This is a genomic window from Stenotrophomonas sp. 1337 (genome assembly GCF_031455455.1).
GTDB classification, from domain to species: domain Bacteria; phylum Pseudomonadota; class Gammaproteobacteria; order Xanthomonadales; family Xanthomonadaceae; genus Stenotrophomonas; species Stenotrophomonas indicatrix.
In genome coordinates, this window is the sequence record NZ_JAVDSR010000008.1 from 129,720 (window position 1) to 152,471 (window position 22,752).

The 22,752-nt window shown below is 66.8% G+C and carries 20 protein-coding genes; 13 read left to right on the forward strand and 7 right to left on the reverse strand.

Going from position 1 to position 22,752, the window contains the following annotated elements:
• Positions 1-208 precede the first annotated feature (208 nt).
• The 3 genes from prpE to J2X70_RS12960 all read left to right on the forward strand — a co-directional run bounded on the left by prpE (position 209) and on the right by J2X70_RS12960 (position 3,910).
• Positions 209-2,089 (forward strand): propionate--CoA ligase, encoded by a 1,881-nt coding sequence (gene prpE, locus J2X70_RS12950; RefSeq protein WP_025878081.1) that lies wholly within the window; start codon positions 209-211, stop codon positions 2,087-2,089.
• Between the two features lie 227 nt (positions 2,090-2,316).
• Complete coding sequence (locus J2X70_RS12955; RefSeq protein WP_309910639.1) at positions 2,317-2,820, forward strand: hypothetical protein; 504 nt, start codon at positions 2,317-2,319, stop codon at positions 2,818-2,820.
• Between the two features lie 46 nt (positions 2,821-2,866).
• Positions 2,867-3,910, forward strand: a complete 1,044-nt coding sequence (locus J2X70_RS12960; protein WP_309910642.1) for a suppressor of fused domain protein — start codon at positions 2,867-2,869, stop codon at positions 3,908-3,910.
• A gap of 65 nt (positions 3,911-3,975) precedes the next feature.
• Here J2X70_RS12960 and J2X70_RS12965 read toward each other — a convergent pair whose 3' ends face one another.
• The 5 genes from J2X70_RS12965 to J2X70_RS12985 form a co-directional block, all read right to left on the reverse strand.
• Entirely contained in the window at positions 3,976-4,587 is a 612-nt protein-coding gene (locus J2X70_RS12965) for a glutathione S-transferase N-terminal domain-containing protein (protein ID WP_309910644.1), read from the reverse strand.
• A gap of 86 nt (positions 4,588-4,673) precedes the next feature.
• Positions 4,674-5,132 carry a cell wall hydrolase gene (locus J2X70_RS12970; RefSeq protein WP_025878087.1) on the reverse strand — a complete coding sequence of 153 codons (459 nt, stop codon included), beginning with the start codon at positions 5,130-5,132 and terminating at the stop codon, positions 4,674-4,676.
• A gap of 299 nt (positions 5,133-5,431) precedes the next feature.
• A complete protein-coding gene (locus J2X70_RS12975; RefSeq protein ID WP_309910646.1) occupies positions 5,432-7,462 on the reverse strand; it encodes an NADPH-dependent 2,4-dienoyl-CoA reductase in 2,031 nt (676 codons plus the stop codon).
• A gap of 106 nt (positions 7,463-7,568) precedes the next feature.
• On the reverse strand, positions 7,569-8,198 hold the full coding sequence (locus J2X70_RS12980; RefSeq protein ID WP_309910648.1) for a hypothetical protein: 630 nt from the start codon (positions 8,196-8,198) through the stop codon (positions 7,569-7,571).
• 105 nt (positions 8,199-8,303) lie between these two features.
• Positions 8,304-9,323 (reverse strand): zinc-binding alcohol dehydrogenase family protein, encoded by a 1,020-nt coding sequence (locus J2X70_RS12985; RefSeq protein ID WP_309910651.1) that lies wholly within the window; start codon positions 9,321-9,323, stop codon positions 8,304-8,306.
• A 358-nt stretch (positions 9,324-9,681) separates the two neighbouring features.
• Here J2X70_RS12985 and J2X70_RS12990 point away from each other — a divergent pair, with 358 nt between their 5' ends.
• The 4 genes from J2X70_RS12990 to J2X70_RS13005 all read left to right on the forward strand — a co-directional run bounded on the left by J2X70_RS12990 (position 9,682) and on the right by J2X70_RS13005 (position 12,750).
• The gene (locus tag J2X70_RS12990) at positions 9,682-10,773 is read left to right on the forward strand and encodes an OmpA family protein (RefSeq protein ID WP_025878092.1); all 1,092 of its coding nucleotides are present in this window, start codon (positions 9,682-9,684) and stop codon (positions 10,771-10,773) included.
• A gap of 217 nt (positions 10,774-10,990) precedes the next feature.
• Positions 10,991-11,497, forward strand: coding sequence for a hypothetical protein (locus tag J2X70_RS12995; protein ID WP_025878093.1), 507 nt, complete (start codon positions 10,991-10,993; stop codon positions 11,495-11,497).
• A gap of 20 nt (positions 11,498-11,517) precedes the next feature.
• Entirely contained in the window at positions 11,518-12,327 is an 810-nt protein-coding gene (locus J2X70_RS13000) for a pseudouridine synthase (protein ID WP_309910654.1), read from the forward strand.
• An 84-nt stretch (positions 12,328-12,411) separates the two neighbouring features.
• Positions 12,412-12,750 carry a hypothetical protein gene (locus J2X70_RS13005; protein WP_309910656.1) on the forward strand — a complete coding sequence of 113 codons (339 nt, stop codon included), beginning with the start codon at positions 12,412-12,414 and terminating at the stop codon, positions 12,748-12,750.
• 122 nt (positions 12,751-12,872) lie between these two features.
• On the opposite strand, the gene kbl is transcribed toward J2X70_RS13005, so the two are convergent.
• A complete protein-coding gene (kbl, locus tag J2X70_RS13010) occupies positions 12,873-14,078 on the reverse strand; it encodes a glycine C-acetyltransferase (RefSeq protein WP_309910658.1) in 1,206 nt (401 codons plus the stop codon).
• A 212-nt stretch (positions 14,079-14,290) separates the two neighbouring features.
• Here kbl and J2X70_RS13015 point away from each other — a divergent pair, with 212 nt between their 5' ends.
• Complete coding sequence (locus tag J2X70_RS13015; protein WP_025878097.1) at positions 14,291-14,983, forward strand: TorF family putative porin; 693 nt, start codon at positions 14,291-14,293, stop codon at positions 14,981-14,983.
• A gap of 185 nt (positions 14,984-15,168) precedes the next feature.
• Here the strand turns inward: J2X70_RS13015 and tdh are convergent, their stop codons facing one another.
• Positions 15,169-16,191 (reverse strand): L-threonine 3-dehydrogenase, encoded by a 1,023-nt coding sequence (gene tdh / locus J2X70_RS13020; RefSeq protein ID WP_309910660.1) that lies wholly within the window; start codon positions 16,189-16,191, stop codon positions 15,169-15,171.
• Between the two features lie 289 nt (positions 16,192-16,480).
• Here tdh and J2X70_RS13025 point away from each other — a divergent pair, with 289 nt between their 5' ends.
• The 5 genes from J2X70_RS13025 to J2X70_RS13045 all read left to right on the forward strand — a co-directional run bounded on the left by J2X70_RS13025 (position 16,481) and on the right by J2X70_RS13045 (position 22,746).
• Positions 16,481-18,643, forward strand: a complete 2,163-nt coding sequence (locus J2X70_RS13025) for a S46 family peptidase (protein ID WP_309910663.1) — start codon at positions 16,481-16,483, stop codon at positions 18,641-18,643.
• A 199-nt stretch (positions 18,644-18,842) separates the two neighbouring features.
• Positions 18,843-19,487, forward strand: a complete 645-nt coding sequence (locus tag J2X70_RS13030) for a histidine phosphatase family protein (RefSeq protein WP_025878100.1) — start codon at positions 18,843-18,845, stop codon at positions 19,485-19,487.
• A gap of 42 nt (positions 19,488-19,529) precedes the next feature.
• Positions 19,530-20,801: a bifunctional tetrahydrofolate synthase/dihydrofolate synthase gene (folC, locus tag J2X70_RS13035; protein ID WP_025878101.1), complete on the forward strand. Its 1,272-nt coding sequence runs from the start codon at positions 19,530-19,532 to the stop codon at positions 20,799-20,801.
• A gap of 81 nt (positions 20,802-20,882) precedes the next feature.
• Positions 20,883-21,920: an SPOR domain-containing protein gene (locus tag J2X70_RS13040; protein WP_309910666.1), complete on the forward strand. Its 1,038-nt coding sequence runs from the start codon at positions 20,883-20,885 to the stop codon at positions 21,918-21,920.
• 46 nt (positions 21,921-21,966) lie between these two features.
• Positions 21,967-22,746, forward strand: a complete 780-nt coding sequence (locus tag J2X70_RS13045) for a CvpA family protein (RefSeq protein ID WP_025878103.1) — start codon at positions 21,967-21,969, stop codon at positions 22,744-22,746.
• Positions 22,747-22,752: the final 6 nt, after the last annotated feature.

Below are 22,752 nucleotides of genomic sequence, written 5' to 3' on the forward strand. Positions count from 1 at the left end.
TGGACGTATTCACGGCGTCCCCCGCAATCGGACCCACCCCGCCATCCCAAGGAATGCTTGCTGTTGCGGTTGCGGTTGCGGTTGCCGTTGCTTCTGCGGGTGCAGGGCGCAGCCCTGCCGGCAACACACCCCCTACCAAGGTAGGGCGGCCCACGCGCCAGCGCCGGACTATGCTCGAAGCCATGACTTTGTCTGGGAGGGCTGCGTCATGAACTACGAGGAAACCTACCGCCGTTCGATCGACGAGCCGGAGGCATTCTGGGGCGAGGAAGCCAAGCGCATCCATTGGCACACGCCGCCGCAACAGGTGCTCGACTACAGCAACCCGCCGTTCCGGCGCTGGTTCGTGGGTGGTGAAACCAACCTCTGCTACAACGCCGTCGACCGGCATCTGGCCGACCGCGCGGACCAGCTCGCACTGGTCGCCATCTCCACCGAAACCAACAGCACCCGCGAAATCACCTATCGCCAGCTGTATCGCGAAGTGAACGACTTCGCCGCCGTGCTGAAGCATCTTGGCGTCGGCCACGGCGACCGCGTGGTGATCTACATGCCGAACATGGCCGAGGCCGTGTTCGCCATGCTTGCCTGTGCACGTATCGGTGCGGTGCACTCGGTGGTGTTCGGTGGCTTCGCTGCGCACAACCTCGCGCTGCGCATCGACGATGCCAAGCCGAAGCTGCTGATCGCTGCCGATGCCGGCATGCGTGGCGGCAAGCTCATTCCGTACAAGGCGATGGTCGATGCCGCCTGCGCCGAAGCCAGCAGTCCGCCGCCGCACGTGCTGATCGTTTCGCGCGGGCTGGACCCGGCCGAGCCACGCATCGAAGGGCGCGACGTCGAGTACGCCACCCTGCGTGCGCAGATCGGGCAGACCGATGTGCCGGTGCAATGGCTGGAATCGAGCGAGCCCAGCTACCTGCTGTATACCTCCGGCACCACCGGCAAGCCGAAGGGCGTGCAGCGCGATGTCGGTGGCTATGCGGTGGCGATGGCACAGTCGATGCAGACCGTGTTCGACTGCAAGCCGGGACAGGTGATGTTTTCCACCTCCGATGTCGGCTGGGCCGTGGGCCATTCCTACAACGTGTATGGCCCGCTGATCGGCGGCTGCACCTCGCTGCTGTACGAAGGGCTGCCGACCAACCCCGATCCGGGCATCTGGTGGGCGCTGTGCGAGCAGTACAACGTGCGCACGATGTTCTCTTCGCCGACGGCGATCCGCGTGCTGAAGAAGCACGATGCCGATTTCATCCACCGCCACGACCTGGATGCGCTGAAGTATCTGTTCCTGGCCGGCGAGCCGCTGGACGAGCCGACCGCGCACTGGATCAGCGACGCGCTGGGCAAGCCGATCATCGACAACTACTGGCAGACCGAAACCGGTTGGCCGGCATTGACCCTGCTGCCTGGGCTGGACATGAAGCCAGTGCGGTTCGGCTCGCCCGGGTTCCCCAATCTCGGCTACCGGATGAAGGTGATCGACGAGAACACCGGTGAAGAGGTGGCTGCCGGGCAGAAGGGTGTGCTGGTGATGACGCCGCCGTTGCCGCCGGGCTGCATGAGCACGGTCTGGAATGACGACAGCCGCTTCCTGCAGAGCTACTTCAGCCACTTCAAGGAACTGCTGTACAGCTCGCTGGACTGGGCCATCCGCGATGACGATGGCTATACCTTCATCCTCGGCCGCACCGACGATGTGATCAACGTGGCCGGGCACCGTCTGGGCACGCGTGAGATCGAAGAGGCCATCTCCAGTCACCCGCGCGTGGCCGAGGCAGCGGTGATCGGGGTGAAGGACGAATTGAAGGGGCAGGTGCCGCTGGTGTTCGTCACCCTCAAGCAGGGGCTCGATGGCGAAGACCCGGCCGCAGTGGTGGCCGAGATGATGGCCACGGTGACCACCTCGCTGGGTGCGGTGGCGCGACCGGCGCACATCCATGTGGTCAACGCGCTGCCCAAGACCCGTTCGGGCAAGCTGCTGCGTCGCTCGCTGCAGGCATTGGCCGAGCAGCGCGACCCCGGCGACCTGTCGACGCTGGACGACCCGGGCGCGCTGGAAGAGATCCGCCGCGCGCTGGGACGCTGATCGGGGTGGTAGCGCCGGGCCATGCCCGGCGAGCGCAAAGCGCGGAAAAGCCGCCAGGGATGGCCTGGCGCTACCCAGGCCTGCCAGGACATGCGCTAAGCTCCGCCTGTCATCGACCTGCAACACGCGGCACGCGCCCGGGAACGCGCGTGCCACCCGGGGATGGCGAACAGGGGGGCGTGCCCGCAAGGGCGTGCATGCGTATCGCATCGTGCGAAGGGGGAGCTATGGCACTGCTGCATGCCAAGACGGCCGCTGGCCGCCAGGAAATCGAAGATCGTGCCCGGCGCCTGCCGGCGTCGCTGCGTTCGATCCTGTTGATGGTTGACGGCCAGCGTGATGAAAGCGAACTGCGCGGCTTGTTCGAAGGACTGCGCGCGCCGCCGGATGCGCTGCAGCAGCTGGCTGCACTGGGCCTGATCGAAGTGGTCGGCGGCAGGGCCGAACCTGTGCCGCAGCGCGGGCTGTGCAGCGGCCGTGAGCAGGATCCGGCGCTGTACCAGCAGTTGTACGACGCGATGAGCGATGCCGTGCGCCGCCATCTGGGCCTGAAAGGCTACTTCATGCAGTTGAAGATCGAGCGCTGTACCGACGCGGTCGCCCTGGAAAAACTGTGCCCGGAAATGATCGCCGCGATCGGCAAGGCACGCAGCCCGGCGCTGGCCCAGCGCTGGTGGCAGGAGATCCAGATCTCGATGGCACCGGTCACTGCCGAGGTCGTGCCCGGCTGACGCGCGGGGTAAAGTGGTCCGCTCTTTTTCCGCCCAGGAGCCCCGCATGCAGGACGACACCGATACCCCCGGTTGGGATGCGATCAATGCCGCGCTGGCACCGCTGTACGCCGGCCAGGAGCCGCGTCACTTCGGTACCGCGCTGCCGTACACGCTGGGTGGCCAGGATCCGCTCGACGGCATCAGCGTCTACTGGGCCGAATCACCGGTTCCGCATTGGCACTACGTCACCTACGGTCTGTCAGAACTGTATGCAAAAGAGAGCAGTGATGCGGCCACCAGTGGCTATGGTTTCGAGCTGACGTTCCGCCTGGCTGCGGACAAGGGGGAGGATGCAGGCAGCACGCCGCCTGCGTGGCCGATGAACCTGCTGCAGAATCTGGCGCGCTATGTGTTCAGCAGCGGCAATGTGTTCGAGGATGGCCACCACCTCAACGCCAATGGCCCGATCGCGTTGGAGACCGACACCCGTCTCTGCCATCTGGCATTCGTTGCCGATCCGCAGTTGCCACCGCGCGACACCGCCAATGGACATTTGCAGTTCCTGCAGGTGGTGGGGTTGACCGACGAGGAAATGGACGCGATCAAGCGCTGGTCCACGCGCGGTGTCCTGCAGGTGCTTGAGGACGCGATGCCGCTGTGGATCACCGATCTGCATCGCGGCAATCTGCTGGACGATCCGGCGCTGGCCGCGCGGGTGGAGGCCGGCAGCGAGCGTGAGGGATCCAGTACCGGCATGTTGTTCATCGAGACGCTGGACTGGCGGCAGACGGCGGGTATCACCACGCTGGTGCTGGGGGCCGGGCAGGTCGGCAGTGTGGGTGAGCTGCTGCCACTGCGCCTGCGCCACGGCAAGGCACTGACGCTGGTCAGCCGCGAACGGCAATGGGAGTTCATGCCGGCCACCGATGGCGCGGTCGCGGTCGAGGACGACAGCGTGCGCTGGATACTGGATGAGGCGGCGTTGCAGGCTTGGCATGGCGTGCGGCCGCAACGCGGGACCTACCCGGTGTCGAGTACGTTGCAGGTTGAAGTGGTGCCGACGTTCCTGCGCGATGCGAAGGGCGAAGTGATCCGCGAAATCGGCTGACCGCGCCGATGGCACCAATGGGGTCGGAGCCGCCTGCTGCGCAGACGGATCCGACCCCGGTTCCGTCAGGCCAGGCCTTCGGCCTTCAGCACCGCCTGCACGCCCGGATCGGCATCCATGCGCGCCTTGTAGGCGGCCAGGTTGTCCAGGCCCGACAAGTCGACCTTGGTGCCGGCCGCCCAGCGCAGGGTGATGTAGAAGTAGGGATCGGCGAAGCTGCGGAAGCCGGCCAGCCACGGCTTGTCGGCCAGCTGCCTGTCGGCGGTCTCGAACAGGGCGCGCAGGCGCTTGTGCGCGGCGGCGCGGATCGCGTCGTACTGGCCTTCATCGGCGATGAACTTGCCCGGCGCGAACAGCGGCGAGAACGCCGGGTGCACGTCGGAGTTGACGAAGGCCAGCCAGCGGGTGGCTTCAGCGCGCTGGCGCGGGGTGCCATCGCCGCCGAGACCGGCCTGCGGGTAGCTGTCGGCGATGTAGCCCATGATCGCCGCGTTCTGCACCAGCACGAAGTCGCCATCGACGATCGCCGGTACCGCGCCGGCCGGATTGATCTTGAGGAATTCCGGACCCTTCAGGGTGTCCTTGTTCAGCAGTTCGACCTCGAACGGCTGGCCGGTCCACTGCAGGGCGATGTGGTCGGCGGTGGAACAGGCACCGGGCTTGCTGTACAGCTTCATGGGAACTCCAGGCGGGGTGTGGCGGGAAACCACCACTATCCCAGAGCCCAGCCGCACGCGGCAACGCTGCCACCGGCAACGGATCGTTACGACTGCCGGGGCTTGAGGTTCTGCACTTTGTAGAAGGTGTGATCGCCGATGGTGGCCACCTGGTAGGCGTTGCGCCAGTTCGGGCTGGCGATGGCCAGCGCAGCGAAGTGGCTGGCGCCAGGCACGATCTCGCGGCGCTCGCCGGCTGGCAGCGCCCAGTTGCGCTCGGCGTCGAAGGCCACGTCCATCGCTTCACTCCACGCCGCATCGTTGCCCAGCTGGGTGCCGGGGGAGACGATGGTGGGGGCGAACTGCTTGCGCGCGGTCACCACCTGGCACATCGAGTCGCCCCACAGGCCACTGTCGAGGCGACGCAGGGCGACCTCGGCCACGGCCTGCTGGCCACGCAGGGTCTGGTCGCGGGCTTCCAGGTAAACGGTGGTGCTCAAACACAATGAATCAGCGGCCGGCTGCGGCAGCAACTGCGACAGCCAGAGAATCCAGGCCAGTTTCATATAACTCCTTGCTCCGTGTGGGACGCACCTGGCGGTTCCGGCAGCGCAGGCTGCTGGAGGCGGGGTACGACTTGGCGTCATGGGGAGGCGGCCATCGGGGCTGCCCCGTGGGCGGCCCCAAGAACACGATCGTGGATCGATCGGCGGGGTCCGCACCGGCTCACCGGAAACTGGCTGGTGAGCAGAAAGTCGGCGCAAGGTAGGGGGGCATTGCCGAACGCATCCTGAATCGTCCGGCTTGACATTCAGCTTGGGGGCCGGTGACGGAAATCACATTCCGGCCCCCATTCAGGTGCTCATCAGAGCGCGGCGGCGAGCCGGCTGCCCTGATCGATCGCACGTTTTGCATCGAGTTCGGCGGCCACGTCTGCACCACCGATCAGGTGAGAGGCGATGCCTGCTGCCTGCAGTTCGGCCTGCAGCGCGCGCTGCGGTTCCTGGCCGGCACAGATCACCACGTGGTCGACCGGCAGCAGCTGTTCGCTGCCGTCCACGCGGATGCGCAGGCCCGCATCGTCCACGCCGAGGTACTCGACACCACCCAGCATGCGCACGCCCTTGGCCTTCAGCGTGGCGCGGTGGATCCAGCCGGTGGTCTTGCCCAGGCGTGCACCGGGCTTTCCGGCACTGCGCTGCAGCAGCCACAGCCTGCGCGGCGACGCCTCCACGGCCGGGCGGGCCAGTGCACCGCGGGCCTCGAAGGTGGCATCCACGCCCCATTCGGCCATCCAGCGTTGCGGGTCCAGCGATGGCGAGGGGCCGTCATGGGCAAGGAACTCGCCGACATCGAAGCCGATGCCACCGGCGCCGATGATGGCGGCGCTGCCACCGACCTCGACCCGGCCCAGCAGCACATCCAGGTAGTTGACCACCTTGGCGTGGTCGGCACCGGGGAAGTCGACCTTGCGCGGCAGGATGCCGGTGGCCAGTACGACCTCGTCGAAGCCGGCCAGGCTGGCCGCGTCGGCACGGGTGCCCAGGCGCAGCTGCACGCCTGTCTCGCCCAGCTTGTGGCGGAAGTAGCGCAGGGTCTCGTGGAACTCTTCCTTGCCGGGAATGCGCTTGGCCACGTTGAACTGGCCACCGATCTCCTCGCTGGCGTCGAACAGGGTGACCTGGTGGCCGCGTTCGGCAGCGACCGTAGCGCAGGCCAGGCCGGCCGGGCCGGCGCCGACCACGGCCACCCGCTTCGGTGCGGTGGTCGGGGTGTAGACCAGCTCGGTCTCGTGGGCGGCACGCGGGTTGACCAGGCAACTGGCCAGCTTGTTTTCGAACACGTGGTCCAGGCAGGCCTGGTTGCAGGCGATGCAGGTGTTGATGGCTTCGGCGCGGCCGGCGCGGGCCTTGTTCGGCCACTGCGGGTCGGCCAGCAGCGGGCGTGCCAAGGACACCATGTCGGCACCGCCATCGGCGAGGATGCGTTCGGCGACCTCGGGCATGTTGATGCGGTTGGTCGCCACCAGCGGCAATGACACATGCGGCTTGAGCTTGGCGGTGACCGCGGCGAATGCGCCACGCGGTACCGACGTGGCAATGGTCGGAATGCGCGCTTCATGCCAGCCGATGCCGGAATTGAGGATCGTCGCACCGGCGGCCTCGATGGCTTGGGCCTGCTGCACGATCTCTTCCCAGTTGCTGCCGTCTTCGACCAGGTCGACCAGCGACAGGCGGTAGATGATGATGAAATCCGGGCCGCAGGCCTCGCGGATGCGGCGCACGATCTCCACCGCAAAGCGCATGCGCTGTGCGGCATCACCGCCCCAGCGGTCATCGCGCTTGTTGGTGCGCGGGGCGATGAACTCGTTGATGAGGTAACCCTCCGAGCCCATCACTTCCACGCCGTCGTAGCCGGCTTCGCGGGCCAGCTTCGCGCTGCGTGCATAGTCGGCGATGTGCCGCTCGACGCCGCTGGCCGACAAGGCGCGCGGGGTGAACGGATTGATCGGCGCCTTCAGCTTCGACGGCGCTACCGACAGCGGGTGATAGGCGTAGCGCCCGGCATGCAGCAGCTGCAGGCAGATCTTCGCGCCGTGCTGGTGCGCGGCGGCGGTCAACTGCCGATGCGGGCGCACTTCCCAAGGCCAGGACAGCTTGCCGCCGAACGGCTTGAGCCAGCCGACCACGTTCGGCGCGAAACCACCGGTGACGATCAGGCCGACGCCACCCTCGGCGCGCTCTGCGAAGTAGGCGGCCAGGCGCGGGAAGTCGCGCGCGCGGTCCTCCAGGCCGGTGTGCATCGAGCCCATCAGCACCCGGTTGCGCAGCTGGGTGAAGCCCAGGTCCAGCGGGGCGAACAGGTGGGGGTAGGCGCTTTCGTTGGCTGGCGACATGTCGATACGCTTGCGTACGGAGGCGCGAAGGGTGCCGCGAAACGGCGCCCGGGGCAAGGGCTGCCTCGCTCGGTGGCGCCGGGCCATGCCCGGCCTACCGGTCAGCTCAGGGCGATTGCGGTTGCCGGCCAGCGGCCGGCACTACCGGTGCGCGGCCGATCCCGAACCAGCCAAGCGTGACCCCGCACAACGGTCCGATCAGCAACGCGAAGGCGAGCGTGCCGACGCCGACATTGCCGCCCAGCCACCACCCCAGCAGCAGCACGCTGCCTTCGATCAGGCTGCGCACCTTCCAGATTGGCCAGCCGGTGCGCGCGTGCAGTCCGGTCATCAGGCCATCGCGCGGGCCAGGGCCGAGCTTGGCGCCGATGTACAGGCCGGTGGCCAGCGCCACCAGCAGCATGCCGGCGCAGAACATCGCCACCTGCCAGCCGAGACCGACGGCCGGGGGCAGCAGCCACAGTCCGAACTGCGCCGAAGGACCGATCAGCATCACGTTGAGCACGGTACCGACACCTGGCTTCTGCCGCAGCGGCCACCACAGCAGCAGTACCAGCGCGCCGATCACGTTGGTGGCCAGGCCGAACGACAACGGCGTTTGCGCGGCGATGCCCTGCGACAGCACGTCCCACGGCGCGACACCGATGGCGGCGCGGATCATCAGCGCGGCGCCGAAGCCGTAAAGGAACAGGCCGATGATCAGTTGCAGCAGGCGCAGGGGCAGGGCGGTGGGCATGACAGGCTCGGGGGGAGGAGGATCTGTTTCCACCCTATCCCCGAAACAGGCCGTTCAATAGATACAGATGCCGGCCAATCCACTGCGACAGGCTGTGGGGGTGAATCAGTCGTCCCAGCCGGCCAGCGCCAGCTTGCCGATGGTGCGGCCGCCGGCCAGACGTTGATGCGCGGCATCCAGGTTGGCCGCATTGATCGGGCCCAGCACTTCGCTCAGCGTGCCGCGCAACTGGCCCGCGTCGATCATGCTGGCGGCGCGGTTGAGGATGCGGTGCTGCTCAATGCGGTCGGCGGTGGCAAAGCGCGCGCGGGCGAACATGAATTCCCAATGGATGCCGATGCACTTGGCCTTGTAGGGATCGCCGATGCGCAGCGGGCCGCGGGGTTCCACGATCAGGCCTACATGTCCCTGTGGTGCCAGCAGCTGGCCAAGTTCGTCCCAGTAGTGATCGGTGTCGGCCAGGTTGAGTGCCACCTGCACTTCGTCGACGCCAAGCGCCTGCAGCTGCGGCAACAGGGGCTGGCGATGGTCGATGACATGCTGGGCGCCCATCCGCCGGCACCAGTCGATCGAGGCTTCACGCGAGGCGGTGGCAATGACCTCAAACCCCGCGTGGTGGGCCAGCTGGATCGCCATCGAGCCGACGCCGCCGGCACCACCGATCACCAGCAGGCGCTGGCCGGCGTGGCGGCGATCATCAAGCTGCAGGGGCATGCGCTGGAACAGCAGTTCCCAGGCAGTAAGGGTGGTCAGTGGCAGCGCGGCCGCTTCGGCGAAATCGAGGGTGGTCGGTTTGCGTGCCACCAGCCGCTCATCCACCAGCTGGTACTGCGCATTGCAGCCAGGGCGGGTGACATCTCCTGCGTAGTAGACCTCGTCACCGGAGGCGAACAGGCTGGCCTCCTCGCCCATCGCTTCGACCACCCCTGCCGCGTCCCAGCCGAGAATGCGCGGGGTATCCAGCGACGCGGCCGGCGTGGCTGCACGCAGCTTCCCGTCGACGGGATTGACGGAAAGTGCTTCGACACGGATCAGCAGGTCACGGCCACGCGGCGGCTGCGGCGGTGGCAACACCAGGTCGCGCAGGGTAGGGGCGGAGTCACGGCACAGGGCGACGGCTTTCATTGCAGCTCCAGCTCGGTTCCTGTCTGCATCATAAGGTTCCTCACCTCGATGGGCGCGCGCTGAACCGCTTTGGGATAACCCGCGCCAAATCTGACGCATCTGGCCGTTAAACCCTTCCAAACCCTTGTGGTGCGTGGGTCTTGCGGATTTTCATCATCCTGTATAGGGTTTCAACGTCGGACCGGTGGCCGGTCGTGCGCGGCGCTTCACATGTTACGGGACTGTTAACATGACCTTCACCCGCCTGAGCATAATGTTCGCGGCGGTGGCGTGCTGAATCGGCTGTCTGAACATCGACGCAGTAGTGCTGGCCCATGCCTCTACCGGTTTCATACCCCCGAAATAGGAGCTGTACTCAATGAACAAGAAGATCCTTACTGCCGCGCTGCTGGGCGGTCTGGCTTTCGCCCAGGCTGCGTCGGCGCAGGAGTTCGATGACCGCTGGTACCTGACCGGTTCGGCCGGCTTCAACTTCCAGGACAACGACCGCCTGACCAACGACGCTCCGTTCGTGACCCTGGGTCTGGGCAAGTTCATCAGCCCGAACTGGTCGCTGGATGGTGAGCTGAACTACCAGAACCCGAACTTCGACGCCAACCAGGATCAGAACTGGTCGCAGTACGGCGTGTCGTTCGATCTGCGTCGCCACTTCATCAAGGAAGGCCGCGGCTGGAACCCCTACATCGTGGGCGGCCTGGGCTACCAGAAGTCGGAAGAAGAGTACCCGGCTCTGGACACCAACGGTCCGCGTGAGCGCAAGGACGGCAACCTGGCTGCCAAGCTCGGCGTCGGCCTGCAGACCACCTTCGACAAGCGCGTTGCTGTCCGCGCCGAAGTGGCCTACCGCGCTGACTTCGACGACCAGAGCATCGCCGCGCGCGACGAAAGCTGGTTCGGCGACGTGCTGGCTTCGGTCGGCGTCGTGATTCCGCTGGGCCCGGCCCCGGTGGCTGCTGCTCCGGCTCCGGCTCCGGTTGCCCCGAGCTGCGCCGACCTGGATGACGACGGTGACGGCGTCAACAACTGCGACGACAAGTGCCCGAACTCGCAGCCGGGTCAGACCATCGGTCCGGACGGTTGCCCGGTGCCGGTCTCGATCGACCTGAAGGGCGTGAACTTCGACTTCGACAAGTCGAACCTGCGTCCGGACGCTGTGGCCATCCTGAGCGAAGCCACCGAGATCCTGAAGCGTTACCCGGATCTGCGCGTTGAAGTTGCCGGTCACACCGACTCGAAGGGTACCGACGCTTACAACCAGAAGCTGTCGGAGCGTCGTGCTACCGCGGTGTACAACTACCTGACCAAGAACGGCGTCGACGCTGGCCGTCTGGCCGGTCCGATCGGCTACGGCGAGAGCCGTCCGATTGCGCCGAACACCAACCCGGATGGTTCGGACAATCCGGAAGGTCGCGCCAAGAACCGTCGTACCGAGCTGAACGTCCAGAACTAAGTTCTGACGCTCTGCCAGTAAGACACAGCAGGACCCGGCTTCGGCCGGGTCTTGTTGTTTGTGCGGTCCGCAATGATGAATCAGCGCTGGAATGGTGACCGTTCGTCGGCAATTTGCTTATTAAACCAATGAGTTGCCGTATTCATTGAAAGTGGCGCTTGAAAGATGACGCGGCATTGCTAAACTCGCCGCGTCACTTCCTTTCGTGGATGCCCTCATGCTGCGCTCTGCATCGGCTGCCGTTCTGGCGCTGGCCCTGGTTCCTGCTGCTCACGCTGCGGTCGATTGCTCGGTCAACACCAGCGCTTCGCCGCTGCCGTTGCCGGCCACGGCCGTCGCCCCGGTGGCCGACGAGCTGTACATCCGCAGCAGCCAGCTGGGCATGTCCAGCGGCGTGCTGGGCAGCAGCTACGATCCGTCGCAGTCGCTGGACCAGGTGCTGCAGCGCTTGCGCATCGATGGCTGCCAGAACATCGCCAAGGCGATTCCGAGTGCGCCGGCGGTGAAGCCGAATGATCCGGCCGCGTACAAGCCGCAGACCGAGTTCGACAACACGCCGTGGCGCTTTGACATGAGCCAGAACGGCAAGCGCATGACCGCCGAAGAGTTCGACGCCTGGATGAAGGCGCGCGGCGTACGCGTGGTCAAGGCGCGTCCGGTTCCGGCAGCCACCCCGGCCGCAGCCGAAGTGCCGGCTGAGACCAAGCCGGTCGACAAGAAGTAAGCGCGGCGGGGAGCAGAGGCTTGCGCACGCGCCGCCCACCTGCCGCCCCCGCTGCCCGCTCCCACGCTGCGCGTGGGCGTGCGAATCCCCCTGCGGTTTCCGCTGGCGTGCGCCATGGCCTGGCGCGCGTGCTGTCCAAGGCGGGTGTGTGCTCGCGCAGCGAGGCCGCGCGCTGGATCGCTGATGGCCGCGTTCGTGTCGCCGGGCGCATCGTCCGTGATCCGGAATTCCCGATTGCCAGCCCGGCGCCACCGATCGAGGTCGACGGCCAGCCGATGGGCGCACCGCAACGTCTGTACCTGATGCTCAACAAACCGCGCGGGGTGGTCACCACCGTGCAGGATGAGCGTGGCCGCGACACCGTGTACCGCTGCTTCGATGGTGCCGGCCTGCCGTGGATCGCGCCGGTCGGTCGCCTGGACAAGGCCAGTGAAGGCCTGTTGCTGTTCAGCAATGATCCGCAGTGGGCTGCGCGCCTGACTGATCCGCAGACCGGCCCGCACAAGACCTACCACGTGCAGGTGGATCGCCTGCCCGACGAGGACACCCTGGCCGCGCTGCGCGCCGGTGTCGAAGACGAGGGCGAGTTCCTGCTTGCCTTGGCCGTGCGCGTGCTGCGCAGCGGCGACAAGACCGCCTGGCTGGAGGTGGTCCTCGAGGAGGGCCGCAACCGCCATATCCGTCGCCTGCTGGCGGCCTTCGACCTGCAGGTGCTGCGCCTGGTCCGCGTTGCGATCGGAGAGCTCACGCTCGGCGATCTCGGCAAGGGCCAGTGGCGGGCGCTGGAGGTCAGCGACCAGCAGCGGCTGGGGGCCGCTGCACCGGGCTGAGTGATGCCCACGGCCGGCGCTTGCCGGCCACCGTTCCAGGCGTAGGGGGCGCCTGGTTGTCGAATGTCCAGAACGGAGCCTGCCATGTATCACCCGACCCTCAAGCAAACCCTGCGCTGTGCCAGCCTGTTGTTGCCGATCGTGCTGTTGACGGCCTGCGGCGGCCACAAGAAGGCGGCCAAGGCCGATCACCCCGCCGAAACCCCGGTGGTTGAAGTAAAGACCCCGGAGCTGGATGGCCGCGGCAGCTATCGCTTCATGATGAGCAACGGCGACCAGAAGATGACCGCCGACCAGTTCGATGCCTGGATGAAAGCCAATGGCATCCGCGTTGCCAAGGGCAACGGGCAGGACGCTGCCGCCAAGCCGGTGGTGGTCGCCAGCAAGGACGAGCCCAAGGACAAGAAGAAAAAGAAGAAGTAAGGCCTGGCAGGTGCCGACCTTGGTCGGCACGCCCTGATGGGTAGCGCCGGGCCGTGCCCGGCGAGCGCATGGCGCGGCTTTCGGGAAACCGCCGGGCATGGCCCGGCGTTATCCGTGGGTGATCAGCCCTTGATCACGCCCAGCTCGACACCGATGCGGGTGAATGCATCGATCGCGCGGTCCAGGTGCTCGCGGCTGTGCGCGGCACTGATCTGGGTGCGGATGCGGGCCTGGCCCTTGGGCACCACCGGGAAGAAGAAGCCGATCGCATAGATGCCTTCTTCCAGCAGCCGCTCGGCGAATTTCTGCGCCAGCGGTGCGTCGTACAGCATCACCGGGCTGATCGGATGCACGCCGGGCTTCACGTCAAAGCCGGCAGCGGTCATCTTCTCGCGGAAGTAGGTGGTGTTGGCGGCCAGGGTGCTGCGCAGGTCATCGGCCGCGGCCAGCATCTCGAACGCCTTGATGCCGGCGGCGACCACGTGCGGCGGCAGCGAGTTGGAGAACAGGTACGGGCGCGAGCGCTGGCGCAGCAGCTCGATCACTTCGGCGCTGGCGCAGGTGAAGCCACCCAGCGCGCCGCCCATGGCCTTGCCCAGGGTGCCGGTGATGATGTCGATCTTCTCCAGCACGCCCTTGACCTCGGCCGAGCCGCGGCCCGTCGCGCCGAGGAAGCCGGTGGCATGGCATTCGTCGATGTGGACCAGCGCGTTGTACCTCTTCGCCAGCGCGGTGATCTCGTCCAGCGGCGCGATGAAGCCGTCCATCGAGAACACGCCGTCGGTGGTGATCAGCTTGGTCTTGCAGCCGGCCGCATCGGCGGCCTGCAGCTGCGCTTCCAGATCGGCCATGTCGCAGTTGGCGTAGCGGAAGCGCTTGGCCTTGCACAGGCGCACGCCGTCGATGATTGAGGCATGGTTCAGTGCATCGGAAATGATCGCGTCGTTCTCGCCCAGCAGCGGTTCGAACAGGCCGCCGTTGGCGTCGAAGCAGGCCGCGTACAGGATGGTGTCCTGCTTGCCGAAGAAGTCGGCGATCTGCTTCTCCAGCTGCTTGTGCAGGTCCTGGGTGCCGCAGATGAAGCGCACCGACGCCATGCCGAAACCGTGGCTGTCCAGCGCGTCCTTCGCGGCCTGGATCAGGTCAGGATGGTCGGCCAGGCCGAGGTAGTTGTTGGCACAGAAGTTCAGCACCTTTCGGCCGTCTTCCAGGGTGATCTCGGCGGACTGCGGGCTGGTGATGATCCGCTCGGACTTGAACAGGCCCTGGGCGCGGATGGCGTCCAGTTCCTCAGCATAGTGGCGGGTCAGGGCGGAGGAGTCGGTCATGGCGTGGGCACGGCTCAGCACGGGGAAACCGCTGATTCTACCGGGCATCGACGGCTGCGGACCGGGCCGGATGGGGCACCGCCATGGCCGGCACATGTTGCATCGCAATAGTAAACGGGTTAAAAATTCGTGAACCGGGGCTGTCTGGCTCCGGTTGCTGCGCCCGCTGCAGATCCCCGCCTTCCACGCCACCGACCCCACCGGAGACGCTCATGAAGCACGCCCGTGCCTGCCTCGCCATTGCCGCCGCCCTGACCCTCGCGCCGTTCGCCGCCAGCGCCCAGGACAACGAATCTCCGTACAGCTGGAACGTCACCGCCGTCTCGGACTACCTGTTCCGTGGTGTGTCGCAGACCGATGAGGATCCGACCCTGCAGGCCGGCTTCACCTACACCAGCCCGGTTGGCCTGTATGCCGGTGTCTGGGGTTCGGGCGTGGACTTCGGTCCGGGCGATCCGAATACCGAGGTCGACTACCTTATCGGCTACGGCGTGGACGTGACCGAGCGCGTCAACTTCGACGTGCTGTTGAACCGTTACACCTACCTCAAGGCCAGCCACCAGAACTACAACGAGCTGATCACCACCACCACGCTGGACGACACCTACAAGCTGACGGTGGCCTACAGCAACGATGTGTGGAACAGCAGCACCGACGGCTGGTACTTCGGCCTGGGTGGCAGCTGGGGCCTGCCGAAGGACTTCACGCTCAACGCCAACGTCGGCCGCAGCACCTTCGAGGACGGTATCGCCAAGGACTACACCGACTGGAACGTCGGCGTCGCCCGCCAGTTCGGCCTGTTCAATGTCGGCCTGGGTTACTACGGCACCGATGGCAACGGCCGCGACAACTCCGGCAAGCTGGCCCACAGCCGGGTGATGCTGAGCGTGGCCGTAGGCAAGTAACGCCGCAGGCGTTACCGGTAGTGCCGGCCGCTGGCCGGCAACACCAAAGAAAAAGGCGCCATTGGGCGCCTTTTTCGATTCCGCAGCGTTCTTGATCCCATCTGGGGGAGAGCCCCCTTGTTGTTCAAGGGGGCGCGCCGACGGCGCGGGGATAAGGAAACCTGCGGGGGAATTGACCCGAAGGGTCAATTCCAGCTGAGGACCACCTTGCCGGCCTTGCCTTCTTCCATCAGGTCGAAGCCCTTCTGGAAGTCGTCGATCGGCAGCTGGTGGGTCATCACCTTGCCGAGCGGGAAGCCGGACAGCACCAGCTGGGTCATCTTGTACCAGGTCTCGTACATCTTGCGGCCGTAGATGCCCTGCACGGTCAGGCCCTTGAAGATGATCTTGTCCCAGTCGCAGCCGGCGCCCTTGGGCATGATGCCGAGCATGGCGATCTTGCCGCCGTGGTACATGCAGTCGAGCATGTCGTTGAACGCGCGCGGGTTGCCGCTCATTTCCAGGCCCACGTCGAAGCCCTCCATGTGCAGTTCCTTCATCACGTCCTTCAGCGACGTGTTGGCGACGTTGACCACCCGGGTGGCGCCCATGTCGGCGGCCAGCTTCAGGCGGAAGTCGTTGACGTCGGTCACCACCACGTTGCGTGCACCGATGTGCTTGCAGATGCCCGCCGCGATGATGCCGATCGGGCCGGCGCCGGTGATCAGCACGTCTTCGCCGATGACGTTGAATTCCAGCGCGCAGTGCGCGGCATTGCCGTACGGGTCGAAGAAGGCGGCCAGCTCGGAGGGGATCTGGTCGGGGATCGGCCACAGGTTGCTGGCCGGCATCACCATGTATTCGGCGAACGCGCCGTTGACGTTGACGCCGATGCCGACGGTGTTCGGGCACAGGTGCTGACGACCGCCTCGGCAGTTGCGGCAGTGGCCGCAGACGATGTGGCCTTCGGCCGACACGCGCTGGCCGATCTCGTAGCCGGTTACGCCCGGGCCGATCTGCGCGATGCGGCCGACGAACTCATGGCCGATGGTCAGGCCCGGCTTGATCGTGCGCTGGCTCCATTCGTCCCACAGGTAGATATGCAGGTCGGTGCCGCAGATCGCGGTCTTTTCCAGCTTGATCAGGACCTGGTTGGGGCCCGGGGTCGGCACCGGAACCTCTTCCATCCAGATGCCCTTGGCCGCTTCGCGCTTGACCAGGGCCTTCATCGTTTGCTGCGCCATTGGGGTGGAACTCATCAGGGGGAAAGCGCGGATTATAGGGCGCCACGCGGATTTCCCATGTTGCGCTGCGGGTGCAGTGGTGGAACGAAAGCTGTGCGCAGGCGGGCGTTTCGAACAGCGCCACTGCGTTCGCCGGGCCATGCCCGGCGCTACCGGCAAATCGCGCGGGTAGCGCCGGGCCATGCCCGGCGGGCCGGGGGCCATGACTTCCGGGGTTCGGGCCGGGGCAGGGCGGCGGGCTACAATCGAGGGTTCCACTACCAGGGGCCGCTCCATGCGCTCGAACCTGCTTGCATTCTCCGTCGTCGCCAGCCTTGGGCTGGTCCAGGTCGCCCATGCCGCTGAAGGCATGTGGGTGCCGCAGCAGCTGCCGGAAATCGCCGGCCCGCTGCAGAAGGCCGGCCTCAAGCTGTCCCCGGAACAGCTGGCCAACCTGACCGGCGACCCGATGGGCGCGGTTGTCGCGCTGGGCGGCTGCACCGCCAGCTTCGTCTCCCCGCAGGGCCTGGTGGTCACCAACCACCACTGTGCCTATGGTGCGATCCAGCTGAACTCGACCGCACAGAAGAACCTGATCAAGGACGGCTTCAACGCGCCCAAGCTCAGCGATGAACTGAGTGCCGGCCCGAACGCCCGCGTGTTCGTGCTCGACCAGATCACCGACGTCACTGCCCAGGCCAAGGCGGCCATCGCCGGCGCCGGCAAGGACCCGCTGGCCCGCAGCCGTGCGCTGGACGCTTTCGACAAGGCCCAGGTCGCCGCGTGTGAAGCCGATGCCGGCTTCCGCTGCCGCCTGTACTCGTTCTCCGGCGGCAACACCTACCGCCTGTTCCGCAACATGGAAATCAAGGACGTGCGCCTGGTCTATGCACCTCCGGGCAGCGTCGGCAAGTTCGGCGGTGACGTTGACAACTGGATGTGGCCGCGCCACACCGGTGATTTCTCGTTCTACCGTGCCTACGTCGGCAAGGACGGCAAGCCGGCCGCGTTCTCGGCCGACAACGTGCCCTACCAGCCCAAGCACTTCCTGAAGTTCGCCGATACGCCGCTGGGCGCCGACGACTTCGTGATGGTGGCCGGCTACCCGGGCCGCACCAACCGCTACGCGCTGGCCGGCGAGTTCAACGAGACCGCCAGCTTCACCTACCCGACCATCGCGCGCCACTACAACGCGGTGCTGAAGATGATCGCCGACGCCGGCAAGGCCGACGCCGACGTCAAGGTGAAGTACGCCGCCACCGCGGCCAGCATGAACAACGTGGCCAAGAACTACCTGGGCCAGCTGGAAGGCTTCAAGCGCATCGATGCCGCCGGCCAGAAGCAGGCCGAAGAAGCGGCGGTGCTGGCCTGGCTGAAGAAGCAGGGCGCTGCCGGCAAGCCGGCACTGGCTGCACACGCGCAGCTGCTGCAGCACCTGGATACCAGCAAGTCGACGCGCGAGCGCGACCTGTTCGTCGGCCAGTTCAACAACACCTCCGCGGTGGGCGCGGCCATCACCCTGTACCGCCTGTCGATCGAGCGCAGCAAGCCCGACGCCGAGCGCGAAGCGGGTTACCAGGACCGCGACCTGACCACCATCGAGGGCAGCCTGAAGCAGATGGATCGCCGCTACGTGGCGAAGATGGACCAGCAGCTGCAGACCTACTGGCTGGACCAGTACGTGGCCCTGCCAGCCGCCCAGCGCGACAACGAGGTGCTGAACACGTGGTTGGCCGGCAGCGATGCCACTGCGGTGAAGTCGCTGGTGACCAAGCTGGGCGGCACCGGACTGGGCAGCCTGGACAACCGCCTGAAGTGGTTCAAGGCCGATCGCGTTGCGTTTGAAGCCAGCAATGATCCGGCCATCCAGTACGCGGTGGCCGTCATGCCGGCGCTGCTGAAGCAGGAAGAGCAGAAGAAGATCCGCGAGGGCGAATCGCTGACCGCTCGTCCGCTGTACCTGCAGGCCGTGGCCGACTACAAGAAGAGCCAGGGCGAGTTCGTCTATCCCGATGCCAACCTGTCGCTGCGCATCACCTTCGGCAACGTGATGGGCTATGGCAAGGACGGCGTGAAGTACACCCCGTTCACCACCCTGGAAGGTGTGGCGGCGAAGGAAACCGGTGAGGATCCGTTCGACTCGCCGAAGGCCCTGCTCGATGCGGTCAAGGCCAAGCGTTACGGCGGTCTGGAAGACAAGCGGATCGGTTCGGTACCGGTGAACTTCCTGTCCAACCTGGACATCACCGGCGGCAACTCCGGTTCGCCGGTGCTCGATGCCAACGGCAAGCTGGTCGGCCTGGCCTTCGACGGCAACTGGGAATCGGTCAGTTCCAACTGGGTGTTCGACCCGGTGATGACCCGCATGATCGCCGTCGACAGCCGCTACATGCAGTGGATCATGCAGGAAGTGGCGCCGGCGCCGCAGCTGCTGAAGGAACTGAACCTGGCGAAATGAACCGGTTGCGGTAGTGCCGGCCGCTGGCCGGCAACCTCGACCAGATAGCCGGAGTTTCTGAAACCCCGCGACGTCTGTCGCGGGGTTTTTTCATGCCCCGACCGGCCGGGTCCGCCGAACAGGTATCATCCCTGTTCCGCGCACTTCACAGGATGTGAACAATGCGCCGGAACTCCTCCCCCAAGGACCCCTTGTTCGCATGCGCATCCTGCTTGCCCGTCACGGCGAAACGCCGTGGAACGCCGAAGGCCGCTACCAGGGCCAGATCGACATCCCGCTTTCGCCCATCGGTGAGGCCCAGGCCCAGGCGCTTGGCGCCCGCCTGGCTTCGGTGGACATCACCCGCGCGGTGGCCTCGCCGCTATCACGCGCCCAACGCACCGCGCAACTGGCCCTGGGTGCTGCACGCGCCGACATGCTGCTGACCGAGCCGGAGCTGCAGGAAATCGCCCACGGTGAGTGGGAAGGCCTGCTGGCCAGCGAAATCAACGAAAAAGACCCGTCGCGCCTGCAGGCGTGGCGCAATGAACCGGACACCGTGCTGATGCCCGGTGGCGAATCGCTGCGCCTGGTGCTGGAGCGCAGCTGGCGCGGCCTGGCCCGCGCCGCCGAAGGCCTTGGCGAACACGACACCCTGCTGGTGGTCGCCCACGATGCAGTAAACCGGGTGATCCTGTGCAAGGTGCTGGGCCTGCCGTTGTCGCGGCTGTGGACCTTCCGCCAGGCACCGACCACGCTCAACCTGCTTGAAGGCGCCGACCTGGACAGCCTGGAAGTGGTGCGCCTGAACGACTGCGCCCACCACACGCCGTTCTTCGGTGAAGCCAAGCACCGCGCACTCTGAATCTTCTGCCCTGAACCACCTGCACCTGTTGGAAGCCTTGCCGTGAAGAACACCCCGACCACTCTGGCCGAATGGCTGGACTACATTGAACGCCAGCATCCAGCCAGCATCGACATGGGACTGGAGCGCGTGCGCACCGTGGCCACCGCGATGGGCCTGGGCACGCCTGCCAGGCACACCATCGTGGTCGGTGGTACCAACGGCAAGGGTTCCACCGTCGCCTTCATCGAGGCCATCGCGCGTGCTGCGGGCTGGAAGGTCGGCGCGTACACCTCGCCGCACCTGCTGCGCTACAACGAGCGCGTGCGCATCGATGGCCAGGATGTCGATGACGCCGCACTGGTGGCCGCGTTCAACACGGTCGAGGCAGCGCGCGGTGATGTGACGCTGACCTACTTCGAGTACGGAACGCTGGCCGCGCTGCAGTTGTTCGCCGATGCCGATCTTGATCTGGCCGTGCTGGAAGTGGGCCTCGGTGGCCGCCTGGATGCGGTCAACATCGTCGACGCCGACGTGGCGGTGATCACCACCGTGGACATCGATCACGCCGAATGGCTGGGCGAGGACCGCGAGGCCATCGGTGCCGAGAAGGCCGGCATCATCCGCGGCTGGAAGCCGGTGATCCTGGGCGAGACCGATCCGCCGTCGAGCGTGCTGGCGCGCGCCTACCTGGTGGGTGCCAATGCGATCCGCGGCGGCAGCGACTATTTCTACGAACCGATCGACGCGCAGCGTTGGCGCTGGCGCGATGTCGGCACCCGCCTGGAACTGCCGACGCCGACGCTGGCCGGGCCGATCCAGCTGGCCAACGCCGGTGCGGCGATCGCGGCGCTGCGCGCGCTGGACAGGCCGGTGCCGCGCGCGGCATGGGCCGCAGGCGTGGCAGCGGCGCGCATCGCCGGGCGCCTGCAGGCGTTCGAGCGCGATGGCGTGCAGGTTCGCGTCGATGTCGGCCACAACCCGCAGGCAGCCGGCCAGCTGGCGCGCGCGCTGAAGGCCGAGGCATCCCCCGGGCGCACCCTGGCGGTATACGCCGCGCTGCAGGACAAGGACGCCGTGGGCGTGGTGCAGGCCCTGCAGGAGGTGGTGAGCGACTGGACCCTGGCCGGGCTGGATGGCGCGCGTGGGCAGAGTGCGGCGGAACTGCAGGCACGGCTGGCAGATACCGCGGCAGCCACTGCGGCGCTGGCCGGCACGGTCGAACAGGCGATGGCGCAGGTGCTGGCCCGCGCCGAGCGCGGCGACCGGGTGCTGGTATTCGGTTCCTTCCATACCGCCGCCGCTGCGCTGCAATGGCTGCAGGTCCACGCCTGACCGCCGTTCAGCCATTACCGACGCCGTGCGGTCGCGCACCCGTATAATCGACCGCAACGTCCAGCCTGCCGCCTGCCCTACGTGGATACGCCCCTGAAACAGCGTCTGATTGGTGCCATCGTCCTGGTGGCCTTGGCCGTCATTTTCCTGCCGATGCTCGTCAAGGGCCCGGCCCCGGACAGCGGTGTCGCTTCTGTGCCGATCTCCGCGCCCGATGCGCCGGCCGATGGCCAGTTTGAAACCCGTGAACTGCCGCTGGTCGCACCGGCCGGTGGCGCCACCGGGTTGCAGAGTGGCCAGGCCCGTCCCGTCGAGGAGGCTGCCGCCCCGGCAACACCGCCGACCGTGGACACTTCGCCAGCCGTCGCCGCCGGTAACTACGCGGTGACGTTCGGCGCCTACGGCAGCCAGGCCGACGCCGATGCGGTGATCGCCTACCTCAAGCGTTCGCAGCTTCCGGGCTTCATCGAGACCGCATCGATCAACGGCCGCCCGGCCTGGCGCGTTCGCGTTGGGCCGTATGCCGACCGTGCCCAGGCCGAAGCGGCCCGGCTGCAGGCGGTGAAGGTGCGTGCCGACGTGAAGGCAGAAGTCATCACGCTCGATGCGAAACCCTCCACCAGCGCACCGGTGGCAAGCACGCCGACGCCCGCGCCGAGCGCCAGTACTCCCGTCGCGGCGGCCACGCCGTCGGCGACCGGCAACCCGGTGCGCAGTGAAAGCCTGCCGCCGAGTACGCCGACCGCAGCAGCGCCGCCGGCCGCCAAGCCGGAGCCGGTCAAGTCGGTGGCCAAGCCGGAACCGAAGCCCGAGCCCAAGCCCGAAGCGACCGCCAGCAAGCCGGCCACGCCGCCGAGCACGCCGGCCGCACCGGCCGCCAGCGGAGTGGGTTTTGCCGTACAGCTCGGCGCCTTCGGCCAGGCCAACGATGCCAACGCCCTGCGCGACAAGGTGCGCGCGGCAGGCTTCAGCGCCTTTGTTGAGCAGGTTCGTACCGAAAAGGGCAGCCTGCACCGTGTCCGTGTCGGACCGGTCGCCAACCGAGCCGATGCTGAACAGTTGAAGGCGCAGGTCGCCGCCAAGGTCGGCGTGGCCGGCATGGTGCGACCGCACCCATGACCTGTACGCAGCCCCGTTGCCAGCGCCGCCGAAGGAGCGGGGCGCCATGATCGACGTGGTGCTGCTGATCGTGATCGCCGCCTCCACCCTGCTTGGGTTGCTGCGCGGCTTCGTGGGCATCGTCATCGGCACCGTATCGTGGCTGGTGGCCGCCTGGGCGGCCTTCGCCTTCGGCAATGACGCCGCACGCTGGTGGGCCGCACCGGCTGCGCCCGGCGGCGAGCATTTCATCGGCGGCTACCTCAGCGTCGGCATCGGCGTGATGGTCGTGGTCGCCGTGATCGGCATGGTCATCAAGGCCATCGTCCACCGCAACATGCTGGGCAGCCTGGACCGCCTGCTGGGCGGGGTCCTCGGTGCCGTGCGTGGCGGGCTGATCGCGGCCGTGCTGCTGTTGCTGGCCGGCTTCACTCCGCTTACCGCCGAACCCTCCTGGCGCGGCTCGGCGCTGCGCCCGGTGCTGAACCCGGCCGTGGCCTGGATGAACAGCAAGCTGCCGCAGTGGCAGGTGCCGGGCACCGACCTGCTGCCCAAGGCCTTGCCGATGGACGCGCTGTCCCCATCTGCGTTAATGGAGCTGGGCAAGAGCGCCGGCGCCGGAGTGGGCAAGCCGGGGGCGACAGGCGATAATGGCGTACTCGGTCAGATAGTGGCGGGCAGCGGATGGCTGCGGCCTGCGAAGGCGGAACAGGGCGAGGCATACGATCCGGCCGAAGTGCGCCCGGACGCCCCAGCACTACCGGGCAGCATCGAGCCGGACGACCCGGCCAATGTCGACCGCAGACGCGGCGACAACTCTGGCCAGGCACGGCCACCTTCCTTGTAACTGGGC

What these genes read in the sequence shown, in the direction of transcription:
- prpE (WP_025878081.1), top strand. Translation starts at nt 209, where the DNA reads ATGAACTACGAGGAAACCTACCGCCGTTCGATCGACGAGCCGGAGGCA.
- J2X70_RS12955 (WP_309910639.1), top strand. Translation starts at nt 2,317, where the DNA reads ATGGCACTGCTGCATGCCAAGACGGCCGCTGGCCGCCAGGAAATCGAA.
- J2X70_RS12960 (WP_309910642.1), top strand. Translation starts at nt 2,867, where the DNA reads ATGCAGGACGACACCGATACCCCCGGTTGGGATGCGATCAATGCCGCG.
- J2X70_RS12965 (WP_309910644.1), bottom strand. Translation starts at nt 4,587, where the DNA reads ATGAAGCTGTACAGCAAGCCCGGTGCCTGTTCCACCGCCGACCACATC.
- J2X70_RS12970 (WP_025878087.1), bottom strand. Translation starts at nt 5,132, where the DNA reads ATGAAACTGGCCTGGATTCTCTGGCTGTCGCAGTTGCTGCCGCAGCCG.
- J2X70_RS12975 (WP_309910646.1), bottom strand. Translation starts at nt 7,462, where the DNA reads ATGTCGCCAGCCAACGAAAGCGCCTACCCCCACCTGTTCGCCCCGCTG.
- J2X70_RS12980 (WP_309910648.1), bottom strand. Translation starts at nt 8,198, where the DNA reads ATGCCCACCGCCCTGCCCCTGCGCCTGCTGCAACTGATCATCGGCCTG.
- J2X70_RS12985 (WP_309910651.1), bottom strand. Translation starts at nt 9,323, where the DNA reads ATGAAAGCCGTCGCCCTGTGCCGTGACTCCGCCCCTACCCTGCGCGAC.
- J2X70_RS12990 (WP_025878092.1), top strand. Translation starts at nt 9,682, where the DNA reads ATGAACAAGAAGATCCTTACTGCCGCGCTGCTGGGCGGTCTGGCTTTC.
- J2X70_RS12995 (WP_025878093.1), top strand. Translation starts at nt 10,991, where the DNA reads ATGCTGCGCTCTGCATCGGCTGCCGTTCTGGCGCTGGCCCTGGTTCCT.
- J2X70_RS13005 (WP_309910656.1), top strand. Translation starts at nt 12,412, where the DNA reads ATGTATCACCCGACCCTCAAGCAAACCCTGCGCTGTGCCAGCCTGTTG.
- kbl (WP_309910658.1), bottom strand. Translation starts at nt 14,078, where the DNA reads ATGACCGACTCCTCCGCCCTGACCCGCCACTATGCTGAGGAACTGGAC.
- J2X70_RS13015 (WP_025878097.1), top strand. Translation starts at nt 14,291, where the DNA reads ATGAAGCACGCCCGTGCCTGCCTCGCCATTGCCGCCGCCCTGACCCTC.
- tdh (WP_309910660.1), bottom strand. Translation starts at nt 16,191, where the DNA reads ATGAAGGCCCTGGTCAAGCGCGAAGCGGCCAAGGGCATCTGGATGGAA.
- J2X70_RS13025 (WP_309910663.1), top strand. Translation starts at nt 16,481, where the DNA reads ATGCGCTCGAACCTGCTTGCATTCTCCGTCGTCGCCAGCCTTGGGCTG.
- J2X70_RS13030 (WP_025878100.1), top strand. Translation starts at nt 18,843, where the DNA reads ATGCGCATCCTGCTTGCCCGTCACGGCGAAACGCCGTGGAACGCCGAA.
- J2X70_RS13045 (WP_025878103.1), top strand. Translation starts at nt 21,967, where the DNA reads ATGATCGACGTGGTGCTGCTGATCGTGATCGCCGCCTCCACCCTGCTT.